Below are 17,934 nucleotides of genomic sequence, written 5' to 3' on the forward strand. Positions count from 1 at the left end.
TTTCGGATCGTCGAACGACTTGAGGGCGAGATTGGCGACAAATGCTCGCCACCGCAAGAGGAACGCACGGGAGTTCAAACGCCGCACGCGGCGGCGATGTTGCTCAATATGTCGCGGCTGTTTTGCCTGGCGGAATTTGTCCATCGCCTGCGAGGCCGATCTCGTCGCGCAGCGCATCCGTGTGCTCGCCAAGCGCGGCGACCGTCTTGCCCGGTGTGGTATCGGCGCCGGACATCCGGAACGGAAGATTGAGCACCCGGAAGGAGCCACCGTCGTCCTGCACTTCGGAGAGCGCCTGCCGATGCGCGAGCTGCGGATCGGCCAGCGCCTCGGACACGGTGCGATAGGCCGAGGCCGGCACGCCGGCAGCACCAAGCGCGAGCAGGCATGCATCGGTCGTGAGCTGACGCGACCAGACTTCGACCCCGTCCATCAAGTCTGCCCAGTTCTCGCGGCGCGCGGCGTAGGTGGCAAAGCGCGGATCGGCGATCCATTCGGGGCGTCCGATCACGCCCATCAATCCCTGAAACGTCTTCTCGCTGGCGACCGTGATCATGACGTAGCCGTTGGCCGTCTCGGTCGGACCGAACATCGGGCGCGGCGGCGGCTTCACCGCGAATTGCGCGCTCTGCAGTTCGATCACCGTCAAGGTCAGCATCGATTCCAGCATGGAGACGTCGATGTGCTGGCCAAGCCCGGTGACCGTGCGCTGATAGAGTGCCGAGGCAATCGCGCCGAAGCCGTAGATGCCGGTGACGACGTCGGCATGGTAGATGCCGCAATAATCGGGACGGCTGCGGCCTGGCTGGTAGGCCAGATGCGCCATGTCGTAACCGGAAGCCGCGTGGATCACGGGGGCGTAGGCCGGCAGCTCGGCCGAGGGACCGGTCTGGCCGTAGCCGGAGATCGAGCAGTAGATCAGCCTCGGGTTGACCTGATACAGCCTGTCGTAGTCGAGCCGCAGCCGGTGCATCACGCCAGGGCGGAAATTCTCCACCAGAATGTCGGCCGTCGCGGCCAGCCGGCTCACCGCCTCCCTGCCGTCCTCGGACTTGAGGTCGAGGACCACGCTCTTCTTGCCGACATTGAGCTGGCCGAACACGGTGCTGCACCCCTTGCGCAGCGGCGGCCGGGTCCGCATCGTCTCTCCGCCGTCGGTCTCGATCTTGATGACCTCGGCGCCCATGTCGGCGAGCATCCGCGTGCAATGGGGCCCGGCGATGGTGGTCGAGAAGTCCAGGACCCGCAAGCCGGCCATGACTTTTGTCAACGTCCCCTCATGCTTATCTGATAGCTGCATGCCTGCTCACGCCTTGGGTCTCGTAGGAACCAACGAAGTGCTTTGTTGTTGATGCGGCGACCCTAGAGGGCGGCGGCCGATTAGGAAAGTGTTTACCGGACGGACGCGTCGCGTGGGCGGGCTCGGGAATTCCAGGACAACTGGACCCGTTCTTGCATAGCAGCAAGCGGGATCGGAAGAGGGCAGCTGTTCTTGAGGGTCTTGTTCGTCACCACAGAGTTGGATGACTTCGTCCGCGTTGGCGGACTGGGCGCCGTTTCCGCCGCTCTTCCCCGTGCGCTTCGCTCCTTCGCCGATATCCGGATCATGCTGCCCGGCTATCGCGACATCATCGAGCAACTCGCGCATATCCAGATCGTTGGCCGCTGTCCTGCATTCGCGGAGATGCCGGCCTGCTCGCTCGGCCGGGCCGCGACCAAGGACGGGCTGCCGGTCTATGTGCTGTTGTGCTCGCAGCTCTACGACAGGCCCGGCAATCCCTATGGCGACGAGTCCGGACGCGACTGGCCCGACAACGACATCCGCTTCGCGCGATTTGCCTCGGCGGCGGCTGAGCTCGCCATGGGCAAGCTGGACAAGAATTGGGCAGCAGACCTGATCCATGCCAATGACTGGCAGGCCTCGCTCGTACCGGCGTACCTTGCCTGGCGCGGCGCCAAGCTGCCGTCGATCCTGACCATTCATAACCTCGCCTATCAGGGCCTCTTCCCGAAGGACTCGCTGCGGCGGATCGGCGCACCGGAGAGCTCCTTCCACATCGACGGCGTCGAGTTCTACGACCAGGTCTCCTTCCTCAAGGCCGGGCTGGTCTACGCCTCGCACCTCACCACCGTCAGCGGCACCTATGCGCGGGAGATCACCACGGCCGAATTCGGCTGCGGCCTGGAGGGCCTGCTTCGCATCCGCTCCGATGCGGCCGAGCTGACCGGCATCCTCAACGGCATCGACGAGAGCTGGGATCCGCGCTCCTGCGCCCAGCTCGCCCAGCAGTTCGGCGCCGGCGACTGGGCCGGCAAGAAGGCCAATGCGGATTACGTGCGCAAGCAGTTCGGGCTTGCGGTCTCGCGCGGCCCGATGTTCGGCATCGTCGCACGGCTCGTGCACCAGAAGGGCATCGACCTCGTGCTGTCGACGGCAGACGAGATCGTCGACGCCGGCGGGCAGATCGTTGTCATCGGCTCGGGCGAGCCGGCGCTCGAGCAGGCCCTGATCGACGCGCATCGCCGCCGCCCCGATGCCATCGGCGTCGTGATCGGCTTCAACGACGCCCAAGCTCGCCGCATCTTCGCCGGCAGCGATTTCACGCTGATGCCGTCGCGCTTCGAGCCGTGCGGCCTCAGCCAGATGTATGCCCAGCGCTTCGGCTCGCTGCCGATCGGGCACCAGACCGGCGGTCTCGCCGAGACCATCACCGACGGCGAGACCGGATTCCTGTTCTCGAAACCCTCGCGCGAATCCTTCCTCGGCGGCGTCCGCCGGGCCTTCTCCGCCTTCATGGCGCACGACCAGCTCGATACCATGCGCCGCAGCGCCATGGGACGATCGTTCTCCTGGAGCATCTCGGCCGGCAGCTACAGCGCGCTATATCGCAAGCTGGCGTCGGTGTGATCCCGAGCGTTTCCTCATTCTCCGTCATTGCGAGGAGCGAAGCGACGAAGCAATCCAGAATCTTTCCGCGGCGGCAGTCTGGATTGCTTCGCTGCGCTCGCAATGACAGACCGATAAAGTCGCGCGCCCCACTCCGCTCCCGTGCCCCGGACGCAGCGCAGCGCGTCGTCTCGCGACGTGGTGCGCTGCTGAGCCGGGGCCCATGTCTCGACTGGGTTCGTGGCATATGGGTCCCGGCTCTGCGCTGCAACGCTTGTGCGTTACAGCTTGTCCGGGACACGCCGGGAGCGCTCAGCGACGCTGATCCATCTGCGGCCGGCCGATCCAGGCGCGGTTGAGACAGCGGGTCATCCAGTCTGGCCACGCCTCGCCCCGCAGCCGCGCCTGTGCTTCCTGGTAGGGGCCGACATAGCGCAGCCGATCAGGCAATTTCGGATAGACGCGCCTGATCCATCGCAGTGCATTGTCGGCGGATCGGATCGCGCGCTCGTCGAGCTCGAAACCGAAGCCTTCGCGCAGGCGCTCGGGCAGCATCCTCGCGGTGAGCGCGCGATACCATTGCGGTGGCCGCAACCACGGACGGGCGCCGCTGAATATCTGTGCGGCGATCTCGCGCGCCGCAGGGCCGACGGTCAGCGTCTCCGACTGCGCCATTGCCGTGGTGTAGGCAACGAAGCCGGACCAGTCCGCCGGCAAATCATCCCCCGTCAATCCGAACAGGGCGCCGTACAGCCTGGCCTCGCTCCAATAGCGATCGCGCTCCTCCGCCGTGAGTGGCGGCAGCACCAGATCATGTGCCATGAGCGCCGTCTCGACCAGCGTCGCATGGACCCAGCGCAGCGCGGGGATGTCGTTGGCGCAGTAGCGCGAGCCGGCCGCGAACGGACCCACGGTCTCGGGCATCTCGCCGACGATCATGCTGTGACGCCGATACAGCTGCCGGGACGACAGCAGCGCCCGGTCCAGCGAGCCGAACACCATCGTGAAGACGATGTCGAAGGTGCGATGGAAGCGGCCGATCGGATCGGCAAGGGTGCGCGAATGCTCGGCGATCGCTGCCGCCACCCATGGATGGGCCAGCTGCAGCAGCAGCGCACGGCCGGCACCGAGAAAGATCACGGCCTCCCGGTCGATCTGCCAGGTCAGCGAGTCCGGACCGAACACGCCCGCGACCGGTCCCGCCGCGTTCGCACGCAGCGTATCGAGCGACTCCTCCAGATCTTTCTCAGCGACCAATTGCAGGCCTCGCGACGACGACACGGCGACCATACTCCGGACCGCGCGCCTGCGAAATCGTCGTCGTGCAAGGCAATGACGAACAAGGCCTCACTCGGCCGCCATCGGCATCTCGTCCATATGCTCGTGCAGCACCACGCCGGCGAGCGGATCGAATTCGCCGATCCAGGGCTTGCGCGCCAGCACCGCCTTCGTATGAGCATAGCCGGCGTGCCACCGCCGCGTGATCCCGGACGGGCTGAAGTCGATATCCTTGGTATGCGTCTCGCGCTCGAGCTGCGGCGCGAGCAGCCGCACCACATGCATGCGCGTCGGACAGCCGTAGCTCATCAGCTCACGCACGGCGGGGTCGTTGCGCTCGCTCTCGGGTAGCCGTGCCGCAAGCTGGTTGATCACATGGCGCAGGCGATGGGCCTGCTGCTGTCGCACGATCTGGCTCGCGATGCGGCTGGAATATTGCACGTCCTTGTGCCGGTTCAGCACCTCCGCCATCGTGCTCGGTTCGGGCCCGACGGGATTCCACAGATGCACGGAGAAAATCAGCGAATCCCTGCGGGGATTGTCGTCGAACACCGCTTCCGTCGGCGTGTTCGACAGGATGCCGCCGTCCCAATAGAGTTCGCCGTCGATGCGCACGGCGGGGAAAGCCGGCGGCAACGCGCCCGAGGCCATCACATGCTTCACCGTCAGCTCGCCGTCGCGGCTGTCGAAATAGCGCATTTCGCTGGTACCGACATGAGCCGCACCGACCGTCAGGCGCGGCGCGCAGCGATTGGCCAGGTCGAAATCGACAAGCTCGCTCAGCGTCTTCTCAAGCGGCGCGGTCGAATAATAGCCCGCGTGATCGGCTCCCAGCGGAAAGGAATCTCCGGCATGCGCCAGCGCATTGGGACGGAAGAAGCCTGGAATGCCGTGGGTCACGGTCGACCAATAGGCCAGCTTCTCGTTGAAGCCGGGAAATCCGGTGCGCCAGTCCCAGACCGGCTTCTGCTCCATCCGCTTCCAGAACTCCCTCAACCGCGCGAGCCGCTGCTCCGCCGCGTTGCCCGCAATCAGGCTCGCATTGATGGCGCCGATCGAGGTGCCGATGACCCAGTCCGGCTCTATGCCGGACTCATGCAGCGCCTGGTAGACGCCCGCCTGATAGGAGCCGAGAGCACCGCCGCCCTGGAGCACCAGCACGACCTGACCTGGGATATCGGCAGCTGTGCCCTTGATGCCCTTCATGCTACGCTCCTGTGAGCCCGCACCGGTCGAATTTTCGTCTGACGCGGCGGTGTTGTTACGCGCGATCATTTTAGGAGATCGCGGGGCCTTTTGGAATGCCGGTTGGCTTCCGAGTCCATACGTCCGCGCTATCGCGCCGAGCATGTCATTTCCCGCCTCGATCGGCTAGATTTGAAGGCAAACCTGCTGGGAGCCGATCCATGGAAATGCACCAGGTCCGCTATTTCCTCGCGGTGGCGCAGCTCTTGAATTTCACGCGCGCGGCCGAGGAGTGCAACGTCACGCAGCCGTCGCTGACGCGCGCGATCAAGCAGCTCGAAGCCGAGCTCGGCGGCGACCTGTTCCGCCGCGAACGGCCGGCGGCGCAATTGACCGAGCTCGGCCAGCGAATGCATCCGCTTCTGAAGCAATGCTATGACGCCGCCGCCGGCGCACGTTCGCTCGCCTCCTCGTTCAAAAGCGGCGAGATCGGTGCGCTCCGCATCGCGCTGACGCATTCGATCGACCTCGCCCTGCTCATTCCGCATCTCAACGAGATCAAGCGGCAGTTCAACCGGCTCGAATTCCGCTTCCTGCGCGGCTCGAACCGCGAGGTCGGCGATTTCCTGAAGAAGGGCGAAGCCGAGCTCGGCATCGCCGCCGAGATCGACGAGGCCTGGGAGCGCCTCGACGTCTGGCCGCTGTTCACCGAGAATTTCGAGCTCGTGGTCGGCGATGGACACCGGCTGGCCGGCCGCGTCAGCGTCGATCTGGACGATCTGCGATCCGAGCAGTTGCTGAGCCGCACCTTCTGCGAACACGCGCGCCGCATCTCCGCGAGCCTGCGCGAACACGGCATCGACATCGAACATGGCCACGAGGTCTTGAACGAGCGCGATCTGATCGAGCTGGTCGAGGCCGACATCGGCGTCGCCATGGTGCCGCACACCTCGCCTGTGCCGGAGCGGCTGACGCGCGCCGCAGTGGCAGGGCTGGATGCGCGCCGGACCGTCAACCTATATGGGGTCGCGGGCCGGCAACGCACGGCCGTAGGCAATGCCGTGATGCGCATGCTGCGCGGCGCAGACTGGCGGGAGATCGCGGGGTAATATTGCGAATGCTCGCCGGCGCTCTTCCTTCTCCCCTCGCGGGAGGAGGTGGCGCGGAGCGCCGGATGAGGGGCTCTCTCCAATCGCGCTAGCGTCCGTGAGCATGGAGACCCCTCACCCGTCTCGCCGCTTCGCGGCGAGCCACCCTCTCCCACAAGGGAAGAGGGTGGAGAAAAGTGCGCGCCTCAGCGCTCCCGGCTCGCGCTCTCCAGCGCTTCGATCAGGTCGTCGATCTCCATGCGCTTGCGAAAATCCGGATCGACGAAGCGGGCTTTCACGATGCCGTCGCGGCCGACGACGAACACGGCCGGGATCGGCAGTATCCAGCCGTCATTGCCGTGGAATTTCGCCATGTCCTGATAGGACAGCAGTTGCTGAATCTCGGCGCCGAGCCAGATCGCGAGATTGAGCGACAGCGCGTAGCCGTTGTCGAGATCGGTCAGGATCGGAAACGGCGCGCCGGATTCGGCCTTGAGCTGCCCGGTATATTCCTGCGTCTCCGGCATGATCGCGACCACCTGCGCGCCCATGGCCTTAATGCGGTCGAGCGCCTGGACGACGGCGCGGACATTGAGCCGGCAATAGGGGCACCAATGGCCGCGGAAGAACATCACGGCGAGCGGACCGCGCTCCAGCAGCGCGGGCAGCGCGACGAGACGCCCGCCCTCGTCAGGCAGCATGAACGGCGGCATTGCATCGCCCGGGCGCGGCGCGGTCCCGCCACCGCCGTTTCGGTCCAACCGCGCCACCAGGCGATCGACCGCCTCACCATAGGCCGGGAAGACCTCGCGGCTGGCATCGGCATAGGCGCGGAGCTGTTCGTTCAGGGTGCCATCCATGTCGCGGCAGCGCTGGAAGGCGAGCCTGAGCTGTTCGGCGTCGGCTGGCGAGAGAGACGTCATCTTTCTGCTCCGGCATTCCCTTGGGGTGAATACTAGTTTCCCGGTTCGGCCGCCCGCAAGGGGCGGCCGCGATGCCGGGATCGGTTCAGTTCACGTAGAAGTTGCCGGTGGGATCGAGCCGACCCGAAGCGGAGTACAGCGTGCCGTTGTCCATGAAGAAGACCGTATTCTCGGGTACCTTCTTCGCGTGCTTCATCATGGCCTCGTGGTTCTTCTCGGCGGCCGCCATCGCCATCGCCGACATCTTGCCGGGCCCGCCATAGACGTACGCCATGCCGGCCTTGAAATCCCAGGCGCCCTCCGAGAGCGCCGATGTGGCGATGACCGCGAACGCGGCGGTGGCGATCAGGGTCTTGGACAGTCTTGTCATGGGATGCTCCTCCGGATTGACGTGAACGCCCGCCAATCGGGCGCCTTGCCATCGAACGGTGGAAGCCGCGCGAGCGGAAATGCCGATCCACAATCAGTTCGATAGCCGCCGCCTATCGGCATAGCGCCGAGCTATTGCAGCGAGAGCGAAAGGGCATTTCAGGACGAGGCGTGGCTCGAAGAAGCTGCTGCCACAGCCGGCGACCAGCGAGGTTGCGGCCAACACAGGAGAAGACCTCCCCATGTCCACGAGCCACGCTCTGTCGCGCCTGACCTTGCCAGGCCTTGCAATGATCGGCGCGCTGACACTTTCGGCGCAGCCGGTATTCGCCGGCGAATGCCCGGCCGGCAAGATCAAGCCGAACGCACAACAGATGGTCGACCACAAAGCGGTCGGCGTGACCGATGTCACGCTCGGAGCGATCGACCTCGGCAAGCAGCCGGCGCATATCGAGGGCCGCGAGCTGCGCTTCCGCAAGCTGACCATCGCGCCCGGCGGCATCGTGCCCTGGCACAGCCATGACGATCGCCCCGCCCTGATCTTCGTGCAGCAGGGCGAGATCGTCGAATACGCCTCCAATTGCGTCGATCCGATCGTGCACAGGGCCGGCGACATCCGCTCCGAAGTCTACGGCACCTCGCATTGGTGGAAGAATCTCGGCAAGGAGACCGTCATTCTCTATGTCGGCGACGTCCGCAAGGACCCCAACGACCATCACATGTAACGAGCGCCTCCAGCCCCAGCGCACTCGTTACCGGTGTGGCGCCCGGGATCCCCCATGCCGCCCCGCATGCCGGGCGCCACATTCCTCACAGGACAATCAGGCCATGGCCGATCTTTCCGCTTCCATCAAACCGGCCGCGATGACGATGGAGGCGCATTCCTCCGGTCTCGCGTTTCGCTCGCTCGTGATCGGCCTCACCGCATTCCTGACCGTCGTCGACCTCTTCGCGACGCAGGCGATCCTTCCCTCGCTGACGCGGCACTACGGCGTCACCCCCGCAGCGATGGGCTTTGCCGTCAATGCCAGCACCTTCGGCATGGCGGTCGCCGGCCTCGTCGTCGGCTTCTTCAGCCCGCATATCGACCGGCGGACCGGCATCCTGCTCAGCCTGACGCTCCTTGCGATTCCCACCAGCCTGCTGGCGTCCGCGCCGGATCTTGTCGTCTTCACCGCTCTGCGCGTGGCACAGGGTCTCTGCATGGCGTCCGCCTTTGCGCTCACTCTCGCCCATCTCGGCGAGCAATGCAGCGCCACGGATGCCGGCGGCGCGTTTGCCGCCTATATCACCGGCAATGTCGCCAGCAATCTCGTCGGCCGGCTGATCTCGGCGGCGGTTGCCGACGGCCTCGGCCTTGCCTCGAACTTCTATTTCTTCGCAGGGCTCAATCTTGCCGGCGCGGTGCTGGTCTATTTCACCATCCAGCGCGTGCAGCCGATGCATGCGACGATCCCGGCGGCTTCGCCCCTCTCCGCCAGCATCGCGCATTGGCGCAATCGGAGGCTGCGCGCCGCTTTCGGCATCGGCTTCTGCATCCTGTTCGCCTTCATCGGCACCTTCACCTTCGTCAATTTCGTGCTGGTGCGGCCGCCGCTGTCGCTCGGCATGATGGATCTGGGCCTCGTCTACTTCGTCTTCCTGCCGTCCATCGTCACCACGCTTCTGGCCGGCAGGGTGGCCGCACGGCTGGGAACGCGGCCCACGATCTGGAGCGCGCTCGCTGTCGCCGGGCTGGGCCTGCCCTTGATGCTGGCGCCGCATCTGGGCGCGGTGCTTGCCGGCATGGTTCTGGTCGGCGTCGGCACATTCTTCGCGCAGGCCGCCGCGACGGGTTTCGTCGGACAGGCCGCAACCGACAACCGCGGCATCGCCAGCGGGACCTACCTTGCGTGTTACTTCTGCGGCGGGCTCGTCGGCACTGCCGTGCTCGGCCGGCTGTTCGATGCTTTCGGCTGGCAGGCCTGCGTCGCCGGTGTGGGCGTGGCGCTCGCGCTGGCCGCCTTGCTGACCTTCGACCTGAAGCGCTAACGCTCGACTGGGGCCTCCTGCGGCGGCTCGTCGTCGGCGATCGCGCGCCAGGCGGCGCCGTCGAGATCGTCGTACTGGCCGCTGCGCAGCGACCAGAGGAAGGCGACGAGACCAGCACCTCCGAGCATCAAAGCCAGCGGGACCAGGATGACCAGGATCTCCATCACACGATCTCCCGCGAGGCGCTGCGGGCACGCAGCGAATTCAGCATGACCAGGATCGAGGATCCGCTCATGGCCGCTGCCGCGATCAGGGGCGTCACGATGCCGCTGATCGCGACCGGAACGGCAAGCACGTTGTAGCCGATCGCAAGCCAGAGGTTCTGCCGCATCAGGTGCAGCGCTTTTCGCGAAGCATCGATCGCGGCAACCACCGGGGCGAGCGGCCGGCCGAGGAAGACGAGATCGGCGGTGGCCTGGCTGAGATGCGCGGCCGAGATCGGCGACATCGACACATGAGCTGCCGCCAACGACGGCGCGTCGTTCATGCCGTCGCCGACCATCAGCACCTTGGCGCCGCGCTGCTTCAGCTCCTCGATCCGCGCGATCTTGTCGGCCGGCGTGACGCCGGCGCGCCACTCGGGAATGGCCAGCGCATGCGCCGCCGCCTTCACCGCCGGCTCGCGGTCGCCGGACAGGATCTCGAGGCCGATGTTGCGCGCCTTCAGCGCCGCGACCACGGCCTGCGCATCGGGACGCAGGCCCTGGCGCACCGAGAGGATGAATCTGGCGCTGCCCTTGCTGAAGGCGACGATGGAGGCTTCGGGATCGAGCGTGGCCTCGCCGACCAGCGCCTCGGCACCGCAGAAGGACGGACGGCCGAGGCGAAGCTCGACGCCGTCCACGGTGGCGCGGACGCCCTGCCCGGGCTCCTCGACCGCACCGACGATCGGAGATTTCGCGTCGGCCGCCTGAGCGACGGCGGCAGCGACCGGATGATGGCTCGACAGCGCGAGCCGGCCGGCGAGCTCGAAGATATCGGCGGGAATGTCGGCCGCATTCATCACTTCGAGGTCGGGCAGCGTCAGCGTACCGGTCTTGTCGAAGATGACATGGTCGGCTTCTGCCAGCCGCTCGATCGCGTCGCCGGAGTTCAGCAGCACCCCGGACTTGAACATCGCACCGGAGGCGACCGTCTGCACGGTCGGAATGGCAAGGCCCAGCGCACAGGGGCAGGTAATGATGAGGACGGCAACACCGGTCACGATCGCATCATGCCAGCTCGCGCCGGCGATGACCCAGCCGAGAATGGTCAGAAGCGCGGTCGCATGCACCACCGGCGCATACAGCCGCGAGGCGCGGTCGGCGAGCCGCATGTAGCGCGAGCGCGCCTGCAGCGCGTTGTCGAGCAGCCGCGTGATCTCGGCGAGCAGCGTCGCCTCGGAGGCGGCCGAGACCCGCACCCGCAGCGTGCCGGAGATGTTCATCGATCCGGCATAGACCGGCGTGCCCTGCTCGGCCGTGACGTAGAGCGTCTCGCCGGTGATCAGGCTCTGGTCGATCTCGGAACGCCCCTCGATCACGGTGCCGTCGACTGCGCAGCGCTCGCCGGGCCGCAGGAGCACGATGTCGCCGGCGTGAATAGCGGCCACGGGCACTTGCGAGATTTCGTCGGGACCTACGAACTTCGCAGCCGTCTCCGCCTTCAGCGCCGCGAGATTGCCGGCGACCGCGCGGGTCCGCCGCCGCATGTTCTGGTCGAGGAAGCGACCTACCAGCAGGAAGGTCAGCAGCATGATCGCCGCGTCGAAATAGGCGTGCTCGGCGTGGTGGATGGTCTCGACCACGGACATGCCGAGCGCGAGGATCACGCCGATCGAGATCGGCACGTCCATGTTGGTCGTCTTCGCCGACAGCGCGCGCCAGGCGGAGCGGAAGAACGGCTGGCCGGCATAGGCCGCCGCCGGCAGCGCGATCAGCGCCGACAGCCAGTGGAAGAAGTCGCGCTGCTCGGGCAGCATGTCCGAGACGTTGCCCGACCACACCGGGATCGACAGCATCATCACGTTCATGGTGGCGAACGCCGCGACGCCGAGGCACCGCAGCAGGAAACGGGATTCGGCGACCTCGGCCTCCTCCGCGCTCTCGGTCTCGAACGGATAGGCCTTGTAGCCGAGCTCCTGGAGGCGATCGATGAAACGACCAGGGTCGAGCGTGCCCGCCTTCCATTCCAGTGCGACGCGGCGGTCGGTGAGGTTCACGCGCGCAAGCGTGACGTCGGGGATGGCAGACAGGCCGCGCTCGATCTTGGCCATGCACCCGGCGCAGTGAACGCCTTCGACCGCGAGATCGATGTGCTGGATGCCTTCGCCCGCGCTCCGGATGTAGTGCGAGAAGTCTCGCGTGACGTGCATGACGAAGCCCTTCAGTTCAGGATAACGCGGTTGCGCGACAGGAACACGCGCGCTCCCCGCGCCTCGCCCTCGATCACCAGGTCCCATTGGCCCGGCGCGACGGACGCGGCACTGCCGCGATAGAGGCCGATGCCGGATTCGGTCAGTTCGACGGCGAGATCGGCGCGCTTGTCGGTCGGCCGCTCCAGCCGGCCGCCGAACTTCAGCCCGGAGATCGGCTGGCCGCCGGCATCGCGAGCCTCGACCTGGACCGAGGCGCCGCCATCGTTGAGGCGCTCGATATGGGCATTGACCTTCCATTTGCGCGCGGCCTGGTCCTGCGCCGCCGAGATTTCGCGGTCATAGACGAGGCCAGCGGCGTAGGGACTGTCGACGTCGGTGCCGGGCAGCGTCGCGATCGCGAGCTTCATCATGGTCGCGTTGACGCCGATCACGACGCCGAAGAAAGCAACCAGCATCAGCAAGACCTTGGTTCCGGTCAGAGGCTTGGAAGCCATGGCAGTCTCCTGATCCTTAAGGCGCGACGAAATTGTCGGTGGCGCTCGCGGCGACACCCAGTCCGATATCCATGACGTGGAAGCGGACGGGAATCGACTTCTCCGGATTGTTGTCGGCCGGTGCGGTGACGAGCAGCCGCAGCTCGCTGGTGGAGTCGCGCGGAATCACGATGATCGGGCGATCCGGCGTCACCGAATCGACGCCGATGACGTGCATCCTGGGATTGACCGGCCCCTCCACGTCGATCGCGATGGCGCGGTCGTACCCGCTCTTGTTGAGCAGCCGCACCGTGTAGGCGTTGCGGATCGAGCCGTCGCTGAGCCTGACCGCAACCGGATTGCGGTCGTGCAGCACGTTGACGTCGAGCAGGCTGCGGGTCGCGAGCGTGTAGATCATGATGCCGCCGACCGCCGCGATGATCGCGCTGTAGACGATGGTGCGGGCGCGGACGATGCGGTAGATCGGCGCCTTGCCTTCCTGGCGGCGGTGGATGTTGATGTCGTTGTCGTAGCCGATCAAGCGCTTCGGCCGGCCGATCTTCGCCATCACGTTGTCGCAGGCGTCGATGCAGAGCCCGCACTGGATGCATTCGAGCTGCGGTCCGTTGCGGATGTCGATGCCGGTCGGGCAGACCGCGACGCATTGGTAGCAGTCGACGCAATCGCCGACCTGCTGGCCGAGCGCGCGCAGCTCGGCCGCCTTCTTCACCGAGGTACGCTTCTCCCCGCGATCGTAGCGATAGGTGACGTTGAGCGCCCATTCGTCCGTGAGCGCGGCCTGAATGCGCGGCCACGGGCACATATAGGTGCAGACCTGCTCGCGCATGAAGCCGGCGAGGAGGTAGGTCGTCGCGGTGAGGATGCCGATCCAGATATAGGCGATCATCGGCGCCTGGAAGGTGACGAGCTCCTTCACCAGGGTCGGCGCATCGTTGAAATAGAGCACCCAGGCGCCGCCTGTCCACCACGCGATCATGAGCCAGATCGAATGCTTGAGCACGATCTCGGAGATGCGCTCGAGCTTCAGCGGATCGGACGATTTGTCCTTCTTCATCCGCTCGCGCCGGTCCCCCTCGACCAGACGTTCGACGGCGTAGAACAGGTCGGTCCACACCGTCTGCGGGCAGAGATAGCCGCACCAGATGCGGCCGCCGACCGAGTTCATCAGGAACAGCGCCACCGCGGCCACGATCAGCAGGCCGGTGAAGTAGTAGACCTCCTGCGGCCACAGCTCGATGAAGAAGAAATAGAAGCGGCTGTTGGGAAGATCGATCAGCACCGCCTGGCTGGGGGCGCCGAGGCCCCGGTTCCAGCGTACGAACGGCAGGAAATAGTAGACGCCGAGGCAGATCGCCATCAGGGTCCATTTGATCCGCCGAAACGTGCCCGAGACGCTCTGGGGGTACACCTTCCTGCGCGCCGCGTAGAGCGGCGCGCTGTCGTCCGCAGGCTTCAGTTCGTTCGGATTGACGGCCTTGTTCATCGCTGAATCTTTCAAGAGGTGCGATTAAACCTAGACCCGACGCCGGAAAGTCCCTTGATCCAACGCAAACGGGGGCGCTTTTCTTCGCCCCCGTCGGAAGTCGTCGGTCTGGATCGGCTATTTGCCGCCTCCGAGCGAGTGGACATAGACCGCCATCGCCTTGATGGTGGCGGGATCGAGCCGGCCTTCCCACGCCGGCATCACACCGGCGCGGCCCTGGCTGATGGTCTCGATCAGGCTCGCCTCGTCGGAGCCGTACAGCCAGATCTTGTCGGTCAGGTTCGGTGCGCCGAGCTCCTGGTTGCCCTTGCCGGCATCGCCGTGACAGGCGGCGCAATTCTCCGCAAAGATCTTCTCGCCCTTGGCGGCGTCATAGCCGCTACGGGTCGAAAGGCCGGACAGCGACCGCACGTAATTGGCGACCGTGACGATCTCGTCCGGCTTCAGCACGCCGTCCTTGCCGAAGGCGAGCATCTGGCCCTCATGCGTCTTGGCATGACCGGAACGCGCGCCGAACTGGATGGTCTGCATGATCTGGTCGAGCGAGCCGCCCCACAGCCAGTCGTCGTCGTTCAGGTTCGGATAGCCCTTGGCGCCGGCGGCGCCGGAGCCGTGGCACGGCGCGCAATTGTCGCCGAATACGGTCTTGCCCTTGGCGCGGGCGAGCGCCAGCAGAGCTGGGTCCTTCTCGATGTCGGCGAGCGAGGCCGCACCCAGCGCCACCATCTTGTCACCGCGGATCTTCTCGAGGTTGGCGAGCTCGACCGCGACGTCGGCGCGCGAGGAGTAGCCGAACACGCCGGCGGTATTGCTGGAGATCAGCGGCCAGGCCGGATAGACGATCCAGTAGCCGATCGCCCAGACGATGGTGAGATAGAAGGTGATCACCCACCAGCGCGGCAGCGGCGTGTTGAGCTCCTTGATGCCGTCCCACTCGTGTCCGGTCGTGGACTTGCCGGAGACGGAATCGATGTCGCTAGAATGATCGGTCATGGCTCTCTACTCCTCCCGCAACGGCAGGTGCGCTGCTTTGTCGAACACAGCCTTGTTACGGGGCCAGAATGCATAGGCGACGATCGCGAGAAAGATCGCGACGAACACCGGTGTCCAGATCGTCGTCACGAGATCGGACGCAAGATTATGGACGGTCAGGATGGCTTTCATCGTTCATGCCTTCTCAGCGAAGATTGGCTTTCTCGTTGTAGATCTTGAAGTCGACCAGCGTGCCGAGCATCTGCAGGTACGCGATCAGCGCATCCATCTCCGTCGGCGTGCCGGACTTGCCGTCGAAATTGCGCACGACGGCCTTGGCGTAGCGCTTGCCGAAGGCATCGGTGCCGGCATTGTCCGGATCGGCCTGGGCCTTCAGGTCGGCGGCTGCGTTGGCGATCTGCTCGTCGCTATAGGGTACGCCGACGGTCCTGAGCGTGCGCATGTCGCCGGCGATCGCATCCGGGTCGATCTCGGTCTTGCTGAGGAACGGATAGCCCGGCATCACCGACTGCGGCACGATCGCACGCGGATTGGTCAGATGGGTGACGTGCCAGTCGTCGGAATATTTGGCGCCGACACGGGCGAGATCCGGACCGGTCCGCTTGGAGCCCCACTGGAACGGATGGTCGAACATGCTCTCGGCGGCGAGCGAGAAGTGGCCGTAGCGCTCGACCTCGTCGCGCAAGGGCCGGACCATCTGCGAATGGCAGAGATAGCAGCCCTCGCGGACGTAGACGTTGCGTCCGGCGAGCTCCAGCGGCGTATAGGGCCTGACCCCGTCGACCTTCTCGATCGTGCTCTTGAGGTAGAACAGCGGCGTGATCTCGACGAGACCGCCGATCGCGATCACCAGCAAGATGCCGACGACCAGGATGATCGAGTTCTTTTCGAAGACTTGGTGGCGTGTCCAGAACGACATTGCTTTAGCTCCTCATTCCGCCGGCTGAAGAGCGACGGGCATCTGGACTTCCTGTTCGCCGACGCGAACCGTCATCCAGAGATTGTAGGCCATGATCAGCGCGCCGATCAGGAACAGCCCGCCGCCGGCGGCGCGGATGATGTAGAAGGGATGCATCGCCTCGACGGTCTCGATGAAGGAATATTCGAGGAAGCCGAGCGAGGTGTAGGCGCGCCACATCAGGCCCTGAAGAATGCCGGACACCCACATCGCCGAAATGTAAAGAACGATGCCGAGGGTGGCGATCCAGAAGTGCCAGTTGACGAGCTTCAGGCTGTAGAGACCCTTGCGATTCCAGGCCCACGGCACCAGGCAGTAGAGCGCGCCGAAGGAAACGAAGCCGACCCAGCCGAGCGCGCCGGAGTGCACGTGGCCGATGGTCCAGTCGGTGTAGTGGCTGAGCGAGTTGACCACCTTGATCGACATCATCGGGCCTTCGAAGGTCGACATGCCGTAGAAGGCGACGGAGACCACGAGCATGCGCAGCACGGGATCGGTGCGCAGCTTGTCCCAGGCACCCGACAGCGTCATCAGGCCGTTGATCATGCCGCCCCAGGAGGGCATCCACAGCATGATCGAGAAGGTCATGCCGAGCGTCTGCGTCCAGTCCGGCAGCGCCGTGTAGTGCAGATGGTGCGGGCCGGCCCAGATGTAGAGGAAGATCAGCGCCCAGAAGTGGATGATCGAGAGCCGGTAGGAATAGATCGGCCGCTCGGCGCGCTTCGGGATGAAGTAGTACATGATGGCGAGGAAGCCGGCGGTCAGGAAGAAGCCGACCGCGTTGTGGCCGTACCACCACTGGAACATGGCGTCCTGGATGCCGCCCCAGGCGATGTAGGATTTCGAGCCGAACACCGAGACGGGGAGCGCCGGATTGTTGCCGAGATGCAGGACCGCGATCGTCACGATGAAGGCGAGATAGAACCAGTTCGCGACGAAGATGTGCGGCTCCTTGCGCTTGAAGATGGTGGCAAGGAAGACGAGCAGATAGGCGACCCAGACGATGGTCAGCCACAGATCGGCGTACCATTCCGGCTCGGCATATTCCTTCGACTGGGTGACACCGAGCAGATAGCCGGTGCCGGCGATCAGAATGAAGAAGTTGTAGCCCAGCACGACGAACCACGGCGCGAGGTCACCGGCGAGGCGCGCGCGGCAGGACTTCTGCACCACGTAGAAGGAGGTCGCGATCAACACGTTGCCGCCGAAGGCGAAGATCACGGCGGAGGTGTGCAGCGGGCGCAGGCGGCCGAAGCTGATCCAGGGCAGATCGAAGTTCAGCGCGGGCCAGGCCAGTTGCGAGGCGATGATGAGGCCGACGAGGAATCCGGCAATGCCCCAGAACATCGCCATGAAGGCGGAGAACTTGATCGGCCCCATGTTGTAGTTCGGGCGGCCGTTGATTTCCTGGGGCGGCAGCGCCGCCGGCCGTTCGAAGTAGCGGTTGACGATGAAGAACACCGCAGCCAGGCTCGCCGCCGCGCTGAGCGCGGCATGGAAGGCGAAGGGCGCATCGAGCGCCTTGGCCGAGGCGATCACGCAAAGGAAAGCGGTGATTGCGAACACGACAGCCAAGCCGCTTTCACCGATGGTCATGGATTTGGAGATGGATGGCTGGCTCATGCGGATTCTCTCTGAAAGAACTCGCTGCCAGAAATCACATTCACCCTCGCAGGGAATTGATTGAAATCAAGCTGGATGGATTTCTGTTAATGTGAGGCGATGTGCCGGCAGTTGAGGTGCCGTTTGCCATTGCGGCAGAGGGCAGCGAGAAAGGTGCGGCGAACTCGCTTGGATGAGGAGTCAGCTCCGCAGTGAAATGTCTCCGTGGAGACAGGCCGCTCATTCGGCCATAGCCGGCGTTCTCAAGGGCGGGCGCCGAAGGCAGC

Annotated in this window: 17 protein-coding genes; 4 read left to right on the plus strand and 13 right to left on the minus strand. The window is 65.3% G+C overall.

Annotated features, from left to right (window positions below):
* Positions 1-103: 103 nt before the first annotated feature.
* Positions 104-1,300, minus strand: a complete 1,197-nt coding sequence (locus tag EHH60_RS11170) for a CaiB/BaiF CoA transferase family protein (protein WP_124159526.1) — start codon at positions 1,298-1,300, stop codon at positions 104-106.
* A 192-nt stretch (positions 1,301-1,492) separates the two neighbouring features.
* On the opposite strand from EHH60_RS11170, the gene glgA reads away from it, so the two are divergent.
* Positions 1,493-2,908, plus strand: coding sequence for a glycogen synthase GlgA (gene glgA / locus EHH60_RS11175; RefSeq protein WP_124159527.1), 1,416 nt, complete (start codon positions 1,493-1,495; stop codon positions 2,906-2,908).
* 291 nt (positions 2,909-3,199) lie between these two features.
* Here glgA and EHH60_RS11180 read toward each other — a convergent pair whose 3' ends face one another.
* Entirely contained in the window at positions 3,200-4,144 is a 945-nt protein-coding gene (locus tag EHH60_RS11180; protein WP_199751408.1) for an oxygenase MpaB family protein, read from the minus strand.
* A 90-nt stretch (positions 4,145-4,234) separates the two neighbouring features.
* Positions 4,235-5,371 carry a DUF3734 domain-containing protein gene (locus EHH60_RS11185; RefSeq protein ID WP_124159528.1) on the minus strand — a complete coding sequence of 379 codons (1,137 nt, stop codon included), beginning with the start codon at positions 5,369-5,371 and terminating at the stop codon, positions 4,235-4,237.
* A gap of 200 nt (positions 5,372-5,571) precedes the next feature.
* On the opposite strand from EHH60_RS11185, the gene EHH60_RS11190 reads away from it, so the two are divergent.
* Entirely contained in the window at positions 5,572-6,459 is an 888-nt protein-coding gene (locus tag EHH60_RS11190) for a LysR family transcriptional regulator (RefSeq protein WP_199751409.1), read from the plus strand.
* 185 nt (positions 6,460-6,644) lie between these two features.
* Here EHH60_RS11190 and EHH60_RS11195 read toward each other — a convergent pair whose 3' ends face one another.
* Complete coding sequence (locus tag EHH60_RS11195; protein ID WP_124159530.1) at positions 6,645-7,361, minus strand: peroxiredoxin-like family protein; 717 nt, start codon at positions 7,359-7,361, stop codon at positions 6,645-6,647.
* An 85-nt stretch (positions 7,362-7,446) separates the two neighbouring features.
* On the minus strand, positions 7,447-7,731 hold the full coding sequence (locus tag EHH60_RS11200; protein ID WP_124159531.1) for a hypothetical protein: 285 nt from the start codon (positions 7,729-7,731) through the stop codon (positions 7,447-7,449).
* 241 nt (positions 7,732-7,972) lie between these two features.
* On the opposite strand from EHH60_RS11200, the gene EHH60_RS11205 reads away from it, so the two are divergent.
* Both EHH60_RS11205 and EHH60_RS11210 read left to right on the plus strand, forming a co-directional pair.
* Entirely contained in the window at positions 7,973-8,455 is a 483-nt protein-coding gene (locus tag EHH60_RS11205; RefSeq protein WP_124159532.1) for a cupin domain-containing protein, read from the plus strand.
* Between the two features lie 103 nt (positions 8,456-8,558).
* Entirely contained in the window at positions 8,559-9,761 is a 1,203-nt protein-coding gene (locus tag EHH60_RS11210) for an MFS transporter (RefSeq protein ID WP_124159533.1), read from the plus strand.
* On the opposite strand, the gene ccoS is transcribed toward EHH60_RS11210, so the two are convergent.
* The 8 genes from ccoS to ccoN all read right to left on the minus strand — a co-directional run bounded on the left by ccoS (position 9,758) and on the right by ccoN (position 17,668).
* Entirely contained in the window at positions 9,758-9,925 is a 168-nt protein-coding gene (ccoS, locus tag EHH60_RS11215; protein WP_061878267.1) for a cbb3-type cytochrome oxidase assembly protein CcoS, read from the minus strand. The two genes, EHH60_RS11210 and ccoS, sit on opposite strands and share 4 nt — an antisense overlap.
* Positions 9,925-12,114 carry a cation-translocating P-type ATPase gene (locus EHH60_RS11220; RefSeq protein ID WP_124159534.1) on the minus strand — a complete coding sequence of 730 codons (2,190 nt, stop codon included), beginning with the start codon at positions 12,112-12,114 and terminating at the stop codon, positions 9,925-9,927. The genes ccoS and EHH60_RS11220 overlap by 1 nt, the downstream gene beginning before the upstream one ends.
* A gap of 11 nt (positions 12,115-12,125) precedes the next feature.
* On the minus strand, positions 12,126-12,611 hold the full coding sequence (locus tag EHH60_RS11225; RefSeq protein WP_124159535.1) for a FixH family protein: 486 nt from the start codon (positions 12,609-12,611) through the stop codon (positions 12,126-12,128).
* 16 nt (positions 12,612-12,627) lie between these two features.
* A complete protein-coding gene (gene ccoG / locus EHH60_RS11230; protein ID WP_124159536.1) occupies positions 12,628-14,094 on the minus strand; it encodes a cytochrome c oxidase accessory protein CcoG in 1,467 nt (488 codons plus the stop codon).
* Positions 14,095-14,211: 117 nt separating this feature from the next.
* Entirely contained in the window at positions 14,212-15,087 is an 876-nt protein-coding gene (gene ccoP / locus EHH60_RS11235; protein WP_124159537.1) for a cytochrome-c oxidase, cbb3-type subunit III, read from the minus strand.
* A 6-nt stretch (positions 15,088-15,093) separates the two neighbouring features.
* Positions 15,094-15,258 carry a cbb3-type cytochrome oxidase subunit 3 gene (locus EHH60_RS11240; protein ID WP_028179361.1) on the minus strand — a complete coding sequence of 55 codons (165 nt, stop codon included), beginning with the start codon at positions 15,256-15,258 and terminating at the stop codon, positions 15,094-15,096.
* A gap of 13 nt (positions 15,259-15,271) precedes the next feature.
* Positions 15,272-16,006 (minus strand): cytochrome-c oxidase, cbb3-type subunit II, encoded by a 735-nt coding sequence (ccoO, locus tag EHH60_RS11245; RefSeq protein ID WP_124159538.1) that lies wholly within the window; start codon positions 16,004-16,006, stop codon positions 15,272-15,274.
* Positions 16,007-16,018: 12 nt separating this feature from the next.
* On the minus strand, positions 16,019-17,668 hold the full coding sequence (gene ccoN / locus EHH60_RS11250; RefSeq protein ID WP_124159539.1) for a cytochrome-c oxidase, cbb3-type subunit I: 1,650 nt from the start codon (positions 17,666-17,668) through the stop codon (positions 16,019-16,021).
* Between the last annotated feature and the right edge of the window lie 266 nt (positions 17,669-17,934).

Source organism: Bradyrhizobium sp. RP6 (genome assembly GCF_003837805.1).
GTDB lineage: Bacteria > Pseudomonadota > Alphaproteobacteria > Rhizobiales > Xanthobacteraceae > Bradyrhizobium.

Bases quoted from the DNA above. Each gene is read 5' to 3' on its own strand.
- EHH60_RS11170 (WP_124159526.1), bottom strand. From the start codon at position 1,300: ATGCAGCTATCAGATAAGCATGAGGGGACGTTGACAAAAGTCATGGCC.
- EHH60_RS11185 (WP_124159528.1), bottom strand. From the start codon at position 5,371: ATGAAGGGCATCAAGGGCACAGCTGCCGATATCCCAGGTCAGGTCGTG.
- EHH60_RS11190 (WP_199751409.1), top strand. From the start codon at position 5,572: ATGGAAATGCACCAGGTCCGCTATTTCCTCGCGGTGGCGCAGCTCTTG.
- EHH60_RS11195 (WP_124159530.1), bottom strand. From the start codon at position 7,361: ATGACGTCTCTCTCGCCAGCCGACGCCGAACAGCTCAGGCTCGCCTTC.
- EHH60_RS11200 (WP_124159531.1), bottom strand. From the start codon at position 7,731: ATGACAAGACTGTCCAAGACCCTGATCGCCACCGCCGCGTTCGCGGTC.
- EHH60_RS11205 (WP_124159532.1), top strand. From the start codon at position 7,973: ATGTCCACGAGCCACGCTCTGTCGCGCCTGACCTTGCCAGGCCTTGCA.
- EHH60_RS11210 (WP_124159533.1), top strand. From the start codon at position 8,559: ATGGCCGATCTTTCCGCTTCCATCAAACCGGCCGCGATGACGATGGAG.
- ccoS (WP_061878267.1), bottom strand. From the start codon at position 9,925: ATGGAGATCCTGGTCATCCTGGTCCCGCTGGCTTTGATGCTCGGAGGT.
- EHH60_RS11220 (WP_124159534.1), bottom strand. From the start codon at position 12,114: ATGCACGTCACGCGAGACTTCTCGCACTACATCCGGAGCGCGGGCGAA.
- EHH60_RS11225 (WP_124159535.1), bottom strand. From the start codon at position 12,611: ATGGCTTCCAAGCCTCTGACCGGAACCAAGGTCTTGCTGATGCTGGTT.
- ccoG (WP_124159536.1), bottom strand. From the start codon at position 14,094: ATGAACAAGGCCGTCAATCCGAACGAACTGAAGCCTGCGGACGACAGC.
- ccoP (WP_124159537.1), bottom strand. From the start codon at position 15,087: ATGACCGATCATTCTAGCGACATCGATTCCGTCTCCGGCAAGTCCACG.
- EHH60_RS11240 (WP_028179361.1), bottom strand. From the start codon at position 15,258: ATGAAAGCCATCCTGACCGTCCATAATCTTGCGTCCGATCTCGTGACG.
- ccoO (WP_124159538.1), bottom strand. From the start codon at position 16,006: ATGTCGTTCTGGACACGCCACCAAGTCTTCGAAAAGAACTCGATCATC.
- ccoN (WP_124159539.1), bottom strand. From the start codon at position 17,668: ATGAGCCAGCCATCCATCTCCAAATCCATGACCATCGGTGAAAGCGGC.